This is a genomic window from Bacillus salipaludis (assembly GCF_004358205.1).
In genome coordinates, this window is the sequence record NZ_SMYO01000009.1 from 236523 (window position 1) to 254022 (window position 17500).

General features: G+C 35.7%; 16 protein-coding genes. 4 read left to right on the forward strand and 12 right to left on the reverse strand.

Going from position 1 to position 17500, the window contains the following annotated elements; translation table 11 throughout:
- Positions 1-6: 6 nt before the first annotated feature.
- The 11 genes from E2K98_RS19955 to E2K98_RS32355 all read right to left on the reverse strand — a co-directional run bounded on the left by E2K98_RS19955 (position 7) and on the right by E2K98_RS32355 (position 13179).
- The gene (locus tag E2K98_RS19955; RefSeq protein ID WP_133337193.1) at positions 7-2484 is read right to left on the reverse strand and encodes a restriction endonuclease-like protein; all 2478 of its coding nucleotides are present in this window, start codon (positions 2482-2484) and stop codon (positions 7-9) included.
- Entirely contained in the window at positions 2456-4531 is a 2076-nt protein-coding gene (locus E2K98_RS19960; RefSeq protein WP_235824873.1) for an McrB family protein, read from the reverse strand. Before E2K98_RS19960 ends, E2K98_RS19955 begins: the two co-directional genes overlap by 29 nt.
- Positions 4532-4904: 373 nt before the next feature.
- Positions 4905-5813: a restriction endonuclease gene (locus E2K98_RS19965; RefSeq protein WP_133337195.1), complete on the reverse strand. Its 909-nt coding sequence runs from the start codon at positions 5811-5813 to the stop codon at positions 4905-4907.
- A gap of 285 nt (positions 5814-6098) precedes the next feature.
- On the reverse strand, positions 6099-6302 hold the full coding sequence (locus tag E2K98_RS19970) for a hypothetical protein (protein WP_133337197.1): 204 nt from the start codon (positions 6300-6302) through the stop codon (positions 6099-6101).
- Positions 6303-6309: 7 nt separating this feature from the next.
- Positions 6310-6540: a hypothetical protein gene (locus E2K98_RS19975; protein WP_133337199.1), complete on the reverse strand. Its 231-nt coding sequence runs from the start codon at positions 6538-6540 to the stop codon at positions 6310-6312.
- Between the two features lie 833 nt (positions 6541-7373).
- Positions 7374-8315: an AlbA family DNA-binding domain-containing protein gene (locus E2K98_RS19980; protein ID WP_133337201.1), complete on the reverse strand. Its 942-nt coding sequence runs from the start codon at positions 8313-8315 to the stop codon at positions 7374-7376.
- 546 nt (positions 8316-8861) lie between these two features.
- The gene (locus E2K98_RS19985) at positions 8862-9071 is read right to left on the reverse strand and encodes a hypothetical protein (RefSeq protein ID WP_133337203.1); all 210 of its coding nucleotides are present in this window, start codon (positions 9069-9071) and stop codon (positions 8862-8864) included.
- 256 nt (positions 9072-9327) lie between these two features.
- The gene (locus E2K98_RS19990) at positions 9328-9774 is read right to left on the reverse strand and encodes a hypothetical protein (RefSeq protein WP_235824874.1); all 447 of its coding nucleotides are present in this window, start codon (positions 9772-9774) and stop codon (positions 9328-9330) included.
- Between the two features lie 36 nt (positions 9775-9810).
- Positions 9811-11055, reverse strand: coding sequence for a DnaB-like helicase C-terminal domain-containing protein (locus E2K98_RS19995; RefSeq protein WP_133337205.1), 1245 nt, complete (start codon positions 11053-11055; stop codon positions 9811-9813).
- Positions 11055-12029, reverse strand: a complete 975-nt coding sequence (locus E2K98_RS20000; RefSeq protein WP_235824875.1) for a DnaD domain-containing protein — start codon at positions 12027-12029, stop codon at positions 11055-11057. Before E2K98_RS20000 ends, E2K98_RS19995 begins: the two co-directional genes overlap by 1 nt.
- A gap of 1021 nt (positions 12030-13050) precedes the next feature.
- On the reverse strand, positions 13051-13179 hold the full coding sequence (locus E2K98_RS32355) for a YjcZ family sporulation protein (protein WP_372512765.1): 129 nt from the start codon (positions 13177-13179) through the stop codon (positions 13051-13053).
- 334 nt (positions 13180-13513) lie between these two features.
- Between E2K98_RS32355 and E2K98_RS20010 the strand changes: the two genes are divergently transcribed.
- Positions 13514-13705: a hypothetical protein gene (locus tag E2K98_RS20010; protein ID WP_133337209.1), complete on the forward strand. Its 192-nt coding sequence runs from the start codon at positions 13514-13516 to the stop codon at positions 13703-13705.
- Positions 13706-13922: 217 nt separating this feature from the next.
- Positions 13923-14378 (forward strand): hypothetical protein, encoded by a 456-nt coding sequence (locus tag E2K98_RS20015; protein WP_133337211.1) that lies wholly within the window; start codon positions 13923-13925, stop codon positions 14376-14378.
- A gap of 157 nt (positions 14379-14535) precedes the next feature.
- Here E2K98_RS20015 and E2K98_RS20020 read toward each other — a convergent pair whose 3' ends face one another.
- Positions 14536-15408, reverse strand: a complete 873-nt coding sequence (locus E2K98_RS20020) for a LysR family transcriptional regulator (protein ID WP_133337213.1) — start codon at positions 15406-15408, stop codon at positions 14536-14538.
- Positions 15409-15547: 139 nt separating this feature from the next.
- Here E2K98_RS20020 and E2K98_RS20025 point away from each other — a divergent pair, with 139 nt between their 5' ends.
- Together E2K98_RS20025 and E2K98_RS20030 are read left to right on the forward strand one after the other, a co-directional pair.
- A complete protein-coding gene (locus E2K98_RS20025) occupies positions 15548-16687 on the forward strand; it encodes an AbrB family transcriptional regulator (protein ID WP_133337215.1) in 1140 nt (379 codons plus the stop codon).
- 183 nt (positions 16688-16870) lie between these two features.
- Positions 16871-17353 (forward strand): CBO0543 family protein, encoded by a 483-nt coding sequence (locus tag E2K98_RS20030; RefSeq protein WP_133337217.1) that lies wholly within the window; start codon positions 16871-16873, stop codon positions 17351-17353.
- Positions 17354-17500: the final 147 nt, after the last annotated feature.

Sequence of the window (17500 nt, forward strand, 5' to 3'; positions counted from 1 at the left end):
CCTAAATTATACAGATAAAATCCCCATCAATATCCTAAAAACCCCAGTTGGATTCCTCTCTAAATCCTCAATAGGAATCTCCTTTTTTAAATGGTCCTTAGTAAATAGAATATACCGCTCCGCTTTGTTCATAATTACTTGAATATCTTTTACTTTAAATTCCATCACTCTGGAAGCTTGATCCAAGTCTCTATTATCTAATTCTAGCCTTATCCGATCCGATACCCTTCTAAGCATCCGCCAAATGACCATTTCTTCTTTTGATTTCATAAACAATTCGGGAAGCTCCTTGGCTTCTTTTAATATATTAAGTGTCGTAAGGACATAGCTCGAGATTCCATAATGGACAGGTTTGATGATAGGACTCAAGTTAATCCAATGCTTAACTTCAAAGTGAATATGGTCCATTTCATCAACTCTAACCGGTTTTAACTCATCAATTTCCCCATAAGCCAAAACCCCATTTTCATTACCTACACCACTTTTAATATACAAAGCGATGTATTTAGCTTCCTGCCAACCTTTTTTCAATTTCTCAAAAGGAATAGAATAGTAACTTTCCTTCCTAAAACGATTATAATCTTCCCCATTTGAAACGAGTCCGACCAATACCAAATCGTCCAGGCTTGATTGCCATTCCTCCAATGTCCCACGTGGCAGGATGCCTTCCCGCTGAATTTCCTCTGGACTTTTATCAATTAGCCTCTCGACAAATCGTTCCACTAAGGTCGTAGCATTCGGTAAAAATGGTAGTCCGCCAATGTTGACCTTATCAATACTTTCATAAAAATGATGTTCCTGGTAGCCTGCTTCATCAAACCATGGAAACAGTACATAGGCACCAAAGGCCGTTCGTTCATATGGGCCATTCACCACTGAAGCCACAATCGAATCTCGGTACCGATGCATGGTATTGATATCGTCCTCCATTGGGCCGGGTGTTTTGTATCGATTCTTATAATAGCTGCCTTCCTGAGCATAATCGATTCGGTATTTAGCATCGAAAATATAATTAAAGGTATAATCCTTCCCCTTCTTCTGGATGCTTAACATCGTATCTGGCTTCTGCGGAATAGTTGGCAATTTCCCTTCATACTTTTGATAGGTTAAAGTAATCTCCTCATTCGTAATCGGATGTTTAAAAACACGTTTGGCCATCCGGTTCGCTTCTAGATTCACAAATAAACCTTCACGATTTACTTGGACGATATCCTGACTTAACAATTGATATTTCCTACCTAGGATTTGCCCGAGCTTAAGGAAAGTCCAATATTCATATAAGGTGGCGACATCCTTAACAGACATTTGATAAAGCTTTCCTTGAAGGACTAAACCTTTGGAGACTGTTAAATAAATTTGAAATGCATCCCGGTAGCCTGGGGCCATTTGTAACACTAGGCTCATCACTGATCGATCCAACCCACCAATTCTCGACCAAAAAAGATTTTTTACTCGAGTTTGCAACTGGCTGATCATCTTTTTGATCCTTTCAACCAAATCAGGATCTGGCCCCTCAAACGAACGTTTATTTACATTTAAAATGGTCTCAAGTAAGTCGTTAAGCTTATGAATGAGTCTTTCCGTCATCCATTTCACATACCGATTTTCAATCGTATCGTAGGTTAACTCTTTCTTAATTGTTAATCCTTCCATTGGCATGAGGCTTTTACTACCAAATGGAATCCCTTTCTCCACCTCAACAAATATGCTTGAGCGTTTCCGTAAATAGTTTCTACCATTAGAATCTAACTTCTTTAGTTGATCTCCTCTTACCTTTTCATATCTTTTTTCAAGCTTATGATGGGGCAGCTGTTCAATTCGTGAGATCGCTTGTAAAAACTGATGAAAATGCTGGCTAATTAAACGATAAAATTCTGTTCTCGATGGACGCCCATCCAGTTTCACTCTTGCACCTAAATAGGTTTTACGAATAAAATGATACGCCAAATTGTAAATCTCATCATTTACTTCTTCCAGAAGCTTTTTATAGTCATTTTTATAATCGAGTTTGGATGGAAATATCTCTAAGGTGACCTCCAAAATGGTTTTATTGCCCTCTCGGATTTCAAAAGTCGTTAACCCTACCTCATTTTGAAATTGGAGATTCCCCATCATCATTGACTGTTGACCAATTTTCACGAATGAAACAGCATGTCTTAATAACGGATGCTCATGATAAAAGGTTATTTCTTGTCCATTCTTAGGGACAACGATGAGTTGATAAATTCCATTTTCAAAAAATATTGGCCGCTGCTCAGTTGGATCCACCAGTTGTTGTTGATTGATATCATATATCTTGATTTCTTGAATGGAATTACCCTGAACAGAAAATTCCATTACATCATGATAATCCATGCTCCGATATTGCTTCAGTCCTTCATACCGTTGATGGTAGGGTTTGCCTTTTAGAATAAGAGAAAGTTCCTCTGACTCAATTTGAACTAATTCAACATCCTCACGAGACCCAGAAGGAAGTGAAGCCATCTTCTCTTAACCTCCTCAACATCTCAACAAGCTTTGCCGCACTATGTGGATACTTGGCAGTAGCAAGTTCTAATTCAGCTAAATCTAGATCTTCATCAAATTGTTTATTGGTAAAGTGTACATACAAGTCCCTCAATAATTGATCAACCCGTTTATCACTTCCAGCAATCCGTGGCAATATTTTTTGTAAAATACAATGATCCAAAGCTTCTTCAAATTTCATTAAATTGGCCTGATGATTATAAGCCATATAAAAACAAACCTCATCCCGGACACGATAGCCCACATGCGCGTTAATTAATTGAAGGGCATTGTTCATTTTAATGATCTCACTTGTCACTTGTTCCACTAATTGGGGATTCTTTAGGTAAACATCTTTAAGGTGAAGGTAAATAGAAGTAAAGGATTCGTGACCGGCAACAACCGGCTCCATTTCTTCAAGTTCGTTTAAAAAGTCTAGATTTCCTAAATCAACACGATTGAACTCAATCGTGTTCGCACGGTCCAATACCTTCTTACTGAATGGGTGGGTGGTTTCATCCATATTGACCGTTCCAATAATATACAAATTATTCGGTAGTTTTAAGGCAACACCCGCGATTTCTTCTGATAATAAATTGGAAGAAATGATCTCGCCATTTTTCCACTTACGGCTCTCCATCACACTTAAAATATCGCTGAAATAATACTCTACCCTTGCTAAATTCATTTCATCTAGCAAAACAAAATAAGGTAATTCTGGATTTGCGGCAGCCTTCTTGATCACCTTTGTTAACGGTCCTTCTTTAAATTCCCCTTTAATATCAACATACCCAAGCAAATCAGATCCATCATTCCAATCTGGGCGAATCGGAATTAATGAAAATTGCCCATTTTCTTCTATCGCACCAACGCTTTCAGCAAACCATTGAACCATTTTGGTTTTCCCAGTACCAGAAATACCGGAAAGGATGACGAAAGGTTTGGTTTTGAGTGAAAGGAAAAGGTTAATTACCTCTTTCTTTTCGTAAAAGAATCCTTTGCTTTTTATGTAGGAATAAATATGATCAATAAGTTCTCTATTTGTGAAATAAGTCTTTGGATTGTCTCTTACCATATTTATCTCACGCTTTGATTCATATTCTCCCATTTTAGTTCTAACCTCCGTCGCAAACCTCTCATTAAAAAGTTGAAATAATTTTCTTGAAAATTCCTCAGATAATTCAAAAAAATATCCTTGTTTTAAGTTACCATTAACATCAAAAGGACCACTTTCTTTTAATCTCCACTCCTCAGGAATTTCTTCTTTACGAATTGAAGGTACTAAATCATAGTAAGTTAATTCCAATAGATATCCATCTTCTTGCCAATCATGCATTGCTATAGCAGATGGCTTTAAGGATTCAACGGCTTCCTTTTTCACAATGCCGATTGATTTAACTTCCATTGATGAATAACAAAAGACAATATCTCCAATTTTCGCATCAAGAAGTTTTATATGATGTGGTAGCGGTCTTCCTTGTTTCGATTTTTGCGGAGCCCAAAGGTATCCACCATTCTTTTCTTGTATATGTGTTTGCCCCTGGTTAACCCACCAAAATGAAAGCATAGATTGAGTAGGTTTAGTTTGAAAAACCATTTTATATACATATGGCCTTTCAGTTTGGTAGAATTCGATATATTCCGATATCTCTTCGGGAGTATGTATGACCTTTTTTGAATTTTCTTGCCGATTTTGACGCAAAAATTGATAGGATGTTTCGAAAACATCTTTAAGTAATTCCTTAAAAGATTTATTTTGATCATAACGAAGCTGTAAAGAACCTCCATCAGAATCCTTTCTTTTAATATAAATTAGATTAGCATTGTATGTATTATCATTAAAAATCAATTCAATTTGTACTTTCTCACCAACTTTTAAAAAGTGGTTAGCGTTTGCGATAGCGAAATCCTCGTGAAACTCAATTGGTATTTGTGTTCCATACTCAAAAATTGACCAATCAACTTTTTTTCTCCCAATTATGCCTGCTAGGTATGGTTTTGACCAACTACGAACTTCCTTAATCAATTTATTCACCAACTAATTTGATTTTTTATTAATTTATGTACCAAGTTTTATAACTACCTTTGGAACAATAACATCTTTAAAACAAGGTTATATGGATAAAATTGTCGGTTCTCTTCAGAAATTGATCTGTGAAAACTTTGGGAAATTTAAATAAAAAGGGATATTATTATTGGGACCATCTTACTAATCACATTTTATGACAAAAACATAATTTATAAAAACTCCCATCTTTTCCATAGTTTCTAATTCCTCCGTTTATTTAGTCCTCTCTCAAACAAAATATGTAATTAGAATTTATTAATTATCTTTAAAAAATCTCCAAGAGCAGTCCCCCTGGAGATTATTCATATCAATTGAATTAAATACACAACAGTTATTCTTCAAAATAATCCAAATCAACCTTTTTTAATATATACTGCGTCACTTTAGATACACCAATATCGTACTTAAACATATAATTCGCCAGGTCCGTACCGTTAATCAGAATTATTTTTTTCTCAATACGATTCACATACTCCTTCGCACCATCAGTAAAGTCAGAAGTGGTAATAAAAACACCTTTTCTTGCTCGCTGCCCTTCAAGACTGCCGGCAAACTTTTGTATCTCCGGCCGCCCGACAACTCCCTCCCACCGTTTCGCCTGTACATAAATCATATCTAGCCCTAGTACATCTTCTTTTATGATGCCGTCTATTCCTTCATCGCCGCTTCTACCTATGGCTTTTCCTGCATCTTGTATCGAACCGCCATAACCCATCGAAACAAGTAGGTCGACCACTAAACGCTCAAAAAACTCAGGTGTGCAGCTTTTTACTTTTTCAAGTAACTCCTCACCAATTTGCTGTTGTATAATTTTATAGCTCTGTTCTAATTGATCTTGGGGGGAAAGGTCTTCCTGGTCTTGAACAAAATTTAGTGCTTGTTCTTCTGGAACTTTTTTGTTTATAAACTCTTGGAACTCTTTGTATCTTAGTAGATATTCTTTCGTCAGTTCTGATAAACCTGAATCTGCTAAAACTTCTCTTCCTCTTTCATTTATAATAAAGGTAGCCCTTCTGACAGTATTTATTAAACCTGCCTTTTTCAAATAAGTTCTTGCCCATCCGATTCGATTGTGATATACAAGCTGATTTCCACTAGGTATCATTTCACTTCTATCATCCGCTGTTAATTGAAAGAAATCCGCCAAATACTCATATGCTTCCTTTAATGTATGTTCTCCCCCATCTTTCAATAATTGTAAAAAAGGATACATAAATGCTTGATAATCCGGGACCGCCATAAAAAAATCACACCTTTGTATACAGATTTTCTTTATAATACCTCTTCGAATCGTTCATCTCTTGCCATATAGACACACCACGTTATAGTTGATATATTTATTATAACAATCTGTGTTTACTATTTAGTCTAGCATCAATTCTTTGGCTTAATAAATATTGTGATATTTTGATTGTATCCAATTTGATAAATGATAATAATCCATTTTATGTATGGTTTTTATTGTACTCTTGTAGTTCCTTGCAAAAAACTCACGCTTTAAATTTGAAAGTCTATCTGATTCGTTTTAAAAATACTCTGCAATTTTTAGCGTATCCTCAAGAACCTTTTCTAGATCCCATCTCCCATCCTTAGCTTTAGCAGCAAAAATTGGATCACACAGATGTGTATCACATAAATTCCATTCGTAATTTAAATTGAAATTTTCTTTCACTTCATCAAAAAGAATGCTGAACCAAATGGCATTATGCTGGCCACAAAAAGCAATCATAGGTTTATTAATTCCATGCCCATGACAACTGCAAACTGTAACAATTTCCAGCTGCTCTCATTGCCTTAACCAGCAAAGCAATCCCGGTTTCTAAAGAAAATGTATTTATCTTAGGACCGTGGTTCCTCTTTTTAAAATACTTCCAAGTTCTCCATCCTCTGCCGCCACCTGCCTCGTGGTTTCTAGCTTTGTACCAAATGATTTTTCTTAATTCTTCTTCAGTTAAATGGTTTTGCAAAAGGTAAATATTTCCACTAATTAAATATACATAATATCTAATTCTCTAAACATCTTTTCTAGTAAATCTAACTAACCTTCATAAATCACTGTTGAAAAATAAATATGTTCGTCCGCTAAATTAATTAAGAATCCTCTTTGTATTAAGACAATTGCAAGGTTTGAAATCATTAGACTTTCCCTCCAATTTAATAGTAATTATACTTTTGGGAAAATATTAATTTTTAATGTAAACCAGGTAGATAATACCCATACCATAACTCCAATTGTTCTTTATAGAATTATAACCGCTGCTTTATATTTACGAATAAGAATCATAAGAAGCAAGATATTACCCCCGTAAAGAATCCTCATACATGCAATTTTACTTAATATTTTATTAGTATCTAAGTTTTTTATGGACTGTATTAATTCAATCATATTATCTTATGAAACGTTCTCGGAATGTGCAGCCATGTTTCGCAAATCTACAATTTTTTGCCATTCTCTTTGTAGCATTTTACGTTCCTGTGGGTGCCAAGTCGGTGTCAAACCACTCTTTTCTATATTTTTGGTGGCAACACAATAGGATTGCCCCTCTGCTGGGGATACTCTGACCCATTTTTACGAGATTTATTAAAATCAATGGATTGGCCATTATTCACATTCGGTTTGACAATTACTTCAACTTTCGGCTGCACCTTATAATAAAAATCGGGGGCTTAATGTTGTTTCTTTTTCAATTCCAATGAACAATAGATTTATTAATTTCTATTTCAAAAGCCTTTGAAATGACATATCACTGCAGGAGTAAAATCTAGATCATCATAATCATTTTCCACCATTTGCAAAAAGTTATTTTTGATATTTCTTAAATATCTTCTTTTTAGAATAACCAGCCTTTTGTCTTATCTTCCATAAAAAGTCTCCTTTCGCAATGATTGTTGCTTCTTCACACTCGGAAATATATTTATTGTTTGTCGTATCAAATACAATTAACTCGAACTTGAATTTTTCATCTGTTATCCCATATTCGTCTAAACCGAGTTTTAAACAGTCAGTTGAACTAAATCCTAAACATAGATGACCATTTAGTTCCCGTTTTGGAGGTATTTCTAGTGTGAAATCGGCACCAATAACCTTATTTAACCCATACATTCCGTGTTGCGAAATTACATTCCCTTCCTTTCTTACTAACAAACCTCCATCAAGGAGGGTAATTGGATTGTTTGACAAGTTACGGAAAGAAACATGTAAGGTTGCAACTCCTTCACGATCATTAGTTGCATATAGGCATTCGTCTAATATTCTTATTTCTAATCTATTACTCTCTAAATAAAATCGATCGAAATCACTTCTTTTTGCGACGGATTGTTGAGATCCTCTTCGAACCAGACAAAAGCCTTCATTAAGTGGGCCGTTTTTCTTTTTAATCATATATGGTCTATCTACAGTATTTTGAATTTCTATAACCCCGATATTTTTATCCTGATAATTTAGATAATAAACATCCAAACTGATATCGGGTTCAATATTATTAAGGACAAACTCTTGGTATGTTGATGAATCCACTTTGTCATTTTTATTAAGCCCTTCAATACCTCTACCTTCTACAAGATCATCCTTAACTCCCATTATTATAAATTTACTTCCTTCATGTTGTGCATTAGCCATGGCCATAATATCTTTAAGTAAATTAGGAGTGCCTTTAGCAGAATACTGCTTTGCTTTAAAATCTAAATATTCACATTCATATCCATTTTCAATTAGGTCGATTATGGTATTATAATTTTTCACTTCTTGATCTCCTAGTTTAATTATTAGTATAATTTTACCAACACTTAAACTCGGATGTCGAATATATTTTCGTTGATTCGATAAAATTAATTAAGAATAAAATATTTTTCATCTAAATATAAATAAAATCCGGCACCCATGAAATGGCGCCGGAAAAACAAAATACCATATTAAGATAATGCTTTTGCTTATCTATTTACTAATAATTATTTACAACTAAAGATTGATACAATATGTCATGTAAAAACTTCGATATAACTATAGTAGAGATCTCAATTGTTCGTGAACAATTGGATCGTCTTCTAACTTCATTAAAAAACCCTTATAACATGGTTGGCGGGACAACGTGTGAATCGAACCCTCTAGACTTACACGCAGGTCTCAAGCAGTTTTGAAGACTGTGGAGGACACCAGCCCTCTTCTAACCATTTTGCAATTGCTAATTCACCATGAGAATCATTACATTTTGGACACTTATACCTTGCAAAAAACTTCCAGCCGTTACGTTCCATATATGACCATATTTAACATGAAACATTTAACGATTTAGTCCATAATTTTATAAGTTTTTCCATTCAGTTCCAACAAACCAACAACTTTTCCTGTTTCAAGTACATTAACAGCATATCTTATTGCTTCCATGGCTTCTAAACGCCATTTTTGAAATATAGGTCCATCCTCCCAATGATCTTCTGAATCCAGACCAGTGCTTGCTGGAAGATCTTCAAGCAGTTCAATTACTTTATTTAAATCCATTATTAGATCGTCCTTTCAACTTCAAAATAGGAGTCATTTGGATATTTTCTCTCAATTGTAATAAAGATATCAGAGCCTCCCAAATGATTACAATTTAAGAATATATTATTTTGTAAAGGTTTACGGTATGAAATGTGAATTTTTCCGGAACATTAATATTTTTGAAAAGTAATCTAAAACTTTATACAACCAATCACTGCGGGTCTGGCACATTGGCCCCCATTATTACAATTAAATATTTCTTATCTTTTCATTTTCACCTCTCCCTTTTAAAATACCCGGCAATAGCTGGAAAACTCTCAAAATCCTTCTTCATATCCCGAAACGAAATCACCTCCTTGCCTCTAGCAAGCTGGAAATCTAGCGAATATTCATGACAATTCAATGGAGTTTGATGAAAGGTTTTGGTATAGAAATCGATTGCTTCTTGTCCGCTTCTAGCAAAGATAAAGACAAAATCCTTCTGGCTCATCTTCAATGAGTAGATGCCCATTTTATGGATCCCTAAGTAATTATGTTGAATCAATTCCGCTACTTTCTGATGATCCACTTGATTAAGGTCTATTTTTGAAATGTCATCTTTTAATGAAATTTTCTGCTCTTCTAGTAAATGGTAGATGTAATGGGCCAAAGAGGATTCATTATAATGGAAACAATCCTGATATAATTCTTCCACAATCACTGCTAACACCTCGATATTCAATCATGTCCTCGGCTCTGTGACCGAAACGGAAACACCTTATTCCTTTTGCTCTTCAATTTTTCCTGTATGCTCGTTGTAATTCACAGAGACGGTTCCAACTGGACCATTTCGATTTTTTGAGACAATGATTTCAAGGGAATGATCCTCAGATTCCTTGTCATAATAAGCTTCGCGATACAAGAACAGAATCACATCGGCATCCTGTTCCACACTTCCTGATTCCCGAATGTCAGACATCATCGGCCGCTTATTGGCTCTTGATTCCACCGATCGATTTAACTGCGCCAAACAAATGACGGGGCAATTAAAATCCTTCGCCATCGCTTTAAGAGATTTAGATATTTCCGTCACTTGTAAGTGGGAATTCCCGCCGTAAAATTGACCAGAATGGATAAGCGTTAGATAATCGATAAATAGAATCGGTTTCTTGTATGGAAATTGATGCATCATTTTTCGTGTTTTTGCTCTCATTTCGGCAATGGTTTGTCCAGACCTATCAAAAATTTGCATATGGGTTTCAGTAAGGTCCCCAATGACATCCGACCATTTATTCTTTTGACTAGGATTGAGCATTCTTTTCGGATCCCGCATTTTTGCACGGTTAAAGCCCCCGGTTGAAGCCATTAATCGGGAGGTGATCAGCCTTTCGGGCATTTCTAAGGAAAATACGAGAGGCAAATATCCAGCCCATCCCGACATTTTTGCAAAATGAAGCATCACATCGGTTTTTCCCATCGAGGGTCTTGCCGCTAGAATCGTTACTTCCCCGTCCTGAAAGCCTCCCGTCACCTCGTCTAGCTTTTTGATCCCTGTTGTGGCGGTTTTCAATGTTGGTTGATCTTCCCAGGGTGCCTCATAAATGATTGACATTGCTTGATGTAAGGACGTGTGATCGTCCATCTTCATTTGGTTAATCTTATCCAATTCGGTGATTACTTTCGCTATTTCCCAATCGTTCGTGAATGCAACCGTTAAAATGTTCCTCTTTTCTCGTTCCTTCCACTGACCAAGAAGGAGCTTCTCCGTACTGTCAAATTTCTCTAGATCCGCATACGATAACAGCTCCGAAAGGTAAGACATTCCACCTACAGATTCGAGGTCCGGTAAGGTGGTCAAGGAAATTAAATCAATATTCTTGCCAGCACGCTTATACTCTACCATCCTTCGCATTAATTCTTTATGCCGCATATTTTCTAGCTGTTCAGGCTGAATCACCGTATCCTTGAGTAAGTATTCCGCCTTCATCAAACTTCCTAAAAACGCCTTCTCTGCCATACTCATCACTCTTCACCTGCCGTAAGATCGAGTTCAAAGCCTCTTGGAATATCTCTTCCGTTAGGAAACGATTCAGTTGATTTCCTATGCTTTGGTGCAGACTTTTTCTTCTCCTGATCCATTTCAACTTCTTCTACGGTCAGTAAAGATTCATTTTCCCAGTTCTTCAGAATCGCCACAATATAGTTCAACTTCCGCTTGTTATTAGCACACGCAATATTCATTGCTTTTAAAATCATCTCTTTTGGATGTAAAAAGCTAGAATCATCTAACCACGACAACAACTGCTCTTTTGCATTCACATTTGTAAATCCAAATCCATTATCATCCCAAAACTCAATAATTTCTTTCACATCTTCTGTTTTTTGATTACTCAATAAGGGATTTTGGATGTCTGGATTGTTTTCTATATTGTGAACGATAGCTTTTTGTTTTTCTTTTTGCCCAGGTGTCGTATGCAGGAATGCACCGTCAAATTCTTCATTTTCACTTGTGTATGTATCCTTTTCATCTAAATCCATACCAAAACTATCTTCTTTATACAGGTTCTCTTTAACAGCAGGCGCGTTTATCTCCGATGCTATAAAATCTATTTCTGCTTCGACGTGTTTCCTTTCATTAAGTTCTATTTCCTTCTTTTGCATTTTTGGCGCTAATTCCAGTGCTTCTAACCGTTCATAATCAATGGTGTACCACTTGGTTTGATCCATTTTGCTTTTATTCCAGTTCCCTGAAAGCAATAATCCTTGATCCGCTAGCGAGCGAAATACCCGTTTGATCGTACTGAGTGACCAAAATGAAAATTGTTCCTGCCAATCGTTATAGGTATTGTAAATCCATTTACGCTCCTCAATGATATGGTTGCTTTTATTCACCCAGTAATGTACCTGCTGCAGGACGACTGCTTCATTTAAACCAATCCTGTTGGCTAATGATGGGCTCACGATCATTGGATTTTCGTACACTAATAAATTACTCATCTCTTTTTTCCTCCCTTTTTGAATGGCCAAATGATAAAACAATTTGCTTCCGTTCTTGTTTCATCGATTGGTTCATTGATCTTTCCCTAGCTATATAAAGAAAAATGACAAAAAAGGACAGGTAAAATAAAAACTTTTTTATAAATTTGGCAAATGGGTGAATGAATGGATAAGGAAGGATTTTGGTCTTTAAGGGGGGTTTTTAAAATTTTTTGATCGGGAAAACAACTGGAACGATCTTTGTTGTTGTCTTTGGATAATCTCTGTAGTAATCTCTGGTATTGCTTGGTTCAGACTTGTTTCTTCCATGGTGTCAATCTCAAATTTTATATTGGTTCAAGTTGACCTCTTATTCGGATCAATCTGAAATACTCTTTGATTCATTTTTAACAAATGAAGGTCCATTAAGGAAACGGTAAAAATCGTCGATTATTTACAAAATGTTTTTCCTTATTTTAGACTCTTTTCGTAAATATTGTGGCTATATGTGGAAAAATAAATTTTAATAGAAAATAGAAGATTTTAACATTCATAGTATAATGGATGGGAATTAATATAAAAATTTTTATTATAATACATTGAATAAAGCTATTCTAAAAGGAATTTTAAGTATTTTAATAGGAGTTATGGTATTCGGATTCTTATTTCTTTGGCAAAAAGATATGGACTTTATGGCAAATTTCTTCTTTTCTATAACTGCAGGAATCTTGGGTTATATGGTCATATCTCCTTTTATCATGTCGAATGAAGAAAGGAAAAACTTTGAATCTACATTTGATAAATGGTTAGACGATCGTGAAAAATAGTAAATTGAAATAACATAACCGTCTTTTTTTAAGCTGACCGTAAGGATTCTATCAAGATGTAATTTGCAAACCGACAAGAACTAATAAGTAACTCCTTCGTTCTTACTTTAATAGCAATTGCTTGTTCAGCTCAAGAAAAACTTGTATCAGTTTAAGGGAAATAATCCTCATCCGGAGTTAGGATGAGGATTATTTCATAAATACAGTCACAGCTTTTAAACACAGAAACAAACTGCACCAACAATGATTAATAAAATAAACAAAACGACTATGAGTATAAATTCACCGCATCCTTGAGTAGGAAAACAGCTTGCATAAACAGGAGCTGCATAGGAATAAGACAATGGAGGTTGGGGAAGAACATTTGCGGGTAAGGCATTCGATATTGGTAAGGCATTAGTTATTGGTAAGGCATTATCCATTTTTTCCACTTCCTTTCGAATGTATGGAGAGCTAATTTAACATTACAATATATATTACACTTCGAGAGGAAATTGGAGCCCGTCTATATTATATTTGGGCATGATCTAGAGACAATCTGGTAACCTCCCAGATACATTGTAAAATGCGTCTTCACTTTTGTAGAAACGCATCCGATCGTGTAAGTCCATCTTTTCATAAACACCTCCATCATCACACATCTAGAAAATAATGGTAAAATAAGTTGGAGGTGATTTTGTGAAAAGAATACCAAAATATAAAATTAATTTTATTGCTTCATTTATTTGTCTTGTTATAGGTATTTTCCTTATAAAAATACTTCCTAATGCAATTCCTACTCTCATTCTTTTTGGCTATTTCTTTCTTTTTTACTTAGGAACTGGTATTTATCATTTAATTAAACAAAGAAAGAATACCAACTCCCTGTGAATGAAACAGAAGACGGATAACCCGTCTTCTGTAGGGTGTATTCTCATTATCTCTTGTATGCTTTCGTTACGTGCTCAAGTTGCTCGGGTGTGCACGTGCACATCATAATGCCCAACGATTGTTTATAGGTAAAAACACATTTTTATTCGAACAAGTTAATAGGTGAATAACCAATGAATAGGATGATATGAAAATAAATTGTAAGGGAGTGCATTTTATGTACCCAAATCATATACATCTGTACTATAACATTCCAAATAGTCAAGATGCTTATCTATCTGCAACTCCTATTCAAGCAGATTACAATTCGACCCTTGATCCAAGACAATTTGGCGGCTTTCAGCCACCGACTGCTCCGCCACCTGGTCATCATGCTCCTGGAGCTGGACCATCGCCTGGTCATCCTGCCCCAGAAGAGGGACCACCCACATCGCCACCGCCATCTGTTGTTCCTCAACAGACGCACCAAGCAGGAGCATTTGCAGTAGACCCAGGCAGTATGGTCCGTTGTTTACACAGATACACATATGTATGGCTAAGAGGTTTTGAGCAATTTTGGTTTTATCCAACATTTATTGGCCGCCACTCTGTTTCAGGGTATCGCTGGACTGGTCGTAGATGGGTTAATTTCGGAATTAGCCTAAGACAAATTCAATCGTTTACTTGCGTTTAATAAGTTACGTTAATCCAGCTGCCATCATGGCAGCTGTTTGCTTTATTTGAAGGATTTCAACCCATGCTAGTTACCTTATTTTTATAAAATTATTTAAAACAATTGATCATGTATACAGCTCCCCAAACAGCTCCGTTTTTGACCAGCAAATTCCACCTTAGGTAATGGATTGCAGGTCAATCCCCTCTACAAATTCGACAAAAGCCTTTACTACGTTGAATTCTAAAGATTCTTCATGGTAGAACATCCACGTCTTTCGGATGATTTTTTCTCCCTCCTTGTTTTTAATTTCAATTTTATTGATATGAACAAGATCATCAATATTCATGCTTGGCATAATGGCGTAGCCCAAGCCATAACCGACCATCTTTTTGCATGTATCTGCTTTATCCACATTAATACTGACGAGTGGAGGCTGTGAGTAATTTTCAGCCCACCAATTATCAATTACAGCTTTTAATAATGGATCCGTTTCGTAATCAATTCTAGGTAAACTGGGCAGTCGGTTCATGTCTATCTCTTCTTTTGAAGCGATACAAATGCTTTCTTCGAAGAGAAACTTTTTTTGATCCTTCCAGCCATATTCCCCTTTTAAAAAACCGACATGAACATCATGATTGTACATTAAATGGGCAATATCATTACTGGATCCCGTTGTTACTTTAAACTCGACATCAGGGTATTGATCTTTAAAAAGTTTTAATAATCCGGGAAGTTTATAATCCGTAAAAAAGGTTGAAACACCCAGCCTTAATGTACCCGATATTTTTTTCTCCATATTTAGGACTGTTTCTTTCATCTTTTGGATTCGCAATAACATTTCATGTGCATTTTTTGCAAGATACTCACCTTGTGGAGTAAACTCAACTCCGCGCCAGTTTCGATTCACGATTTTAACTCCAAAGTAGTTTTCCATTGTTTTTAAGCGATTGGTTAAAGCCGGCTGCGAAATATGCAGTATTTTAGCTGTATTGGTTATATTTTTTTCTTGATAAAGGGTTTGCAAAACCATCCAGTCTCTTTCATCCATCGAAATCACCTTGTATCCTTTAAGAAATAACTTTTGATTATGGGCTCCAATATAAATTCCATATTTTATTTATTGCTTTGATTATACTATATTTATTACGAAATCTTCATTGGATGTTTTGAAGCAAGGAGGCTAGATTATGAATGAAAAAAACACCTTTTTTCGCAGTGTTTGTTTTATATTGATAAGTAGTTTAGGAGGATTCTTGATCTCATTGACGGATCTATCCATTGGATGGATGATCGGCACATTTTTAGCAGCTGCTTTTCTTTCCTTTTGGAAGCCATCCTTTTTAAGGGGGAATGAGAATCAAAAAGGGATGCCAAAGTACTGGTTATTTATGGGGCAGTTTATTTTAGGCATTCATTTGGGACAGAAAATAAACCTGACTTTTTTGCATGTTTTTAAGGAAAATTGGCTTGCCATCATTCTTATGCTTCTTCTTTCGATCATTTTTTCCTTACTTTCCGGTCTCGTACTCTGGAAATATAGTATTACGGATATGATGACCAGCTTTTTCGGAACGGCTCCTGGTGGATTATCCGCTATGCCTGGGATTGCAGAAGAGGCAGGGGCAAATACGGCTGTCGTCAGCATTATTCAAACCATGCGCGTTTTTTTAGTGATCCTAATGATTCCGTTGGTTGCTTCTTTTTCGGCTACACACAGTGGAAATTCGGCGAATCCTGTTCCCCTTTCGGTTCAGGCAGACCCGGAATTTAAAATCGGGATGTTACTTTGGACTTTTGCCTTTATCGCATTTGCATACGCAGGCTACCGATTGATCAAATATTTACGATTTCCTGCTCCCTGGCTGATTGGAAGCATGGTGGGTACTGCCATTGCCCAATCTCTTGGTTCGTTCATGATTGGAGGTGACATCGTTTCGTGGTGGCCTCATGAAGTCATCATTTTATCGCAGATTATGATTGCTGCCAGTATTGGTTCGTGTTTTCAAAAAAGCATGTTTATCGGGTTAAAACGGACGATCGTAGTCTCTTTCATAAGTACGGTCGGTCTCATTTTCTCTATGTTTATGTGTGCGGTTTTAGTGGCTAAAATAACAGGGATTTCACTGATTACCTCTATTCTTGCATTTGCGCCAGGCGGAATCGCTGAAATGACGACAACTTCTGTCGTCCTCCATGGTGACTCGACCTTTGTCGTAGCCGTACAAGTGCTTCGAATCCTTATTATTTGTGTAATCCTGCCGCAATTTTTTCGATTGTTAAATTATCTTGAGCAGAAAAAGCACTTTTTATCTAAAACATCCGTTTAATTTTTTCACGTTAAATGAAGAGGAGGAGTATACAAGTAAGATCGTTCATCCTTCTTGAATCAACGCTTAGCTAATATCCCTTACTGTTTTATTTCATATTATCTTCGTATTCATTTTACTTAAAACAAAAATTGAATTAATCAATTCTAAAAGTAAAAACTAATAAGTAAAGGAGGATAATTAATGAAATACAAAGCAGAGAAAACTATCGTAATTTCATCCTGGATAATTGTGTCATTACTATTAATAAAATTTACACCAAAAAATAAAATTCGTGAATCAATAGTTGTATTTTTATTTAAACAAGCATTAACATGGATTTTTGGATTACTAGTAGTAGAAAAAAACTTAATTTCCTATCCATATCGCTTATTTTTCAAAAAAGCAAATAGAGCTAGTTTTTCATTTGAATACTTTATATATCCTGGACTGTGCACTTTATTTAGTTTGTACTATCCAAAAAATAAATCTCACTTAAAAAAAACTCTGCATTTCTTTATTAGTACTTCTGTAATCGTCATCTTTGAAATAATTGCAGTGAAATATACAAAATTAATTAAATATAAAAAATGGACTTGGTATTGGAGTTTTATAACCATTTGGATAACGGATTACTTAACACAAGCTTTTCACAACTGGTTTTTTAAAACTAAATTTCATGAATAGAAAGTAGGGAAACCTCTCTCGAGGCTTCCCCCTTATCAAACCGTACGTGCCCTATTAAGGCATACGGCTTACCAAATGTTACAATGTTTATCAAGAGGATGCATTCCAGGCATTTTGCATCTTTTGTAAGCGATGAGGGGTAAAATA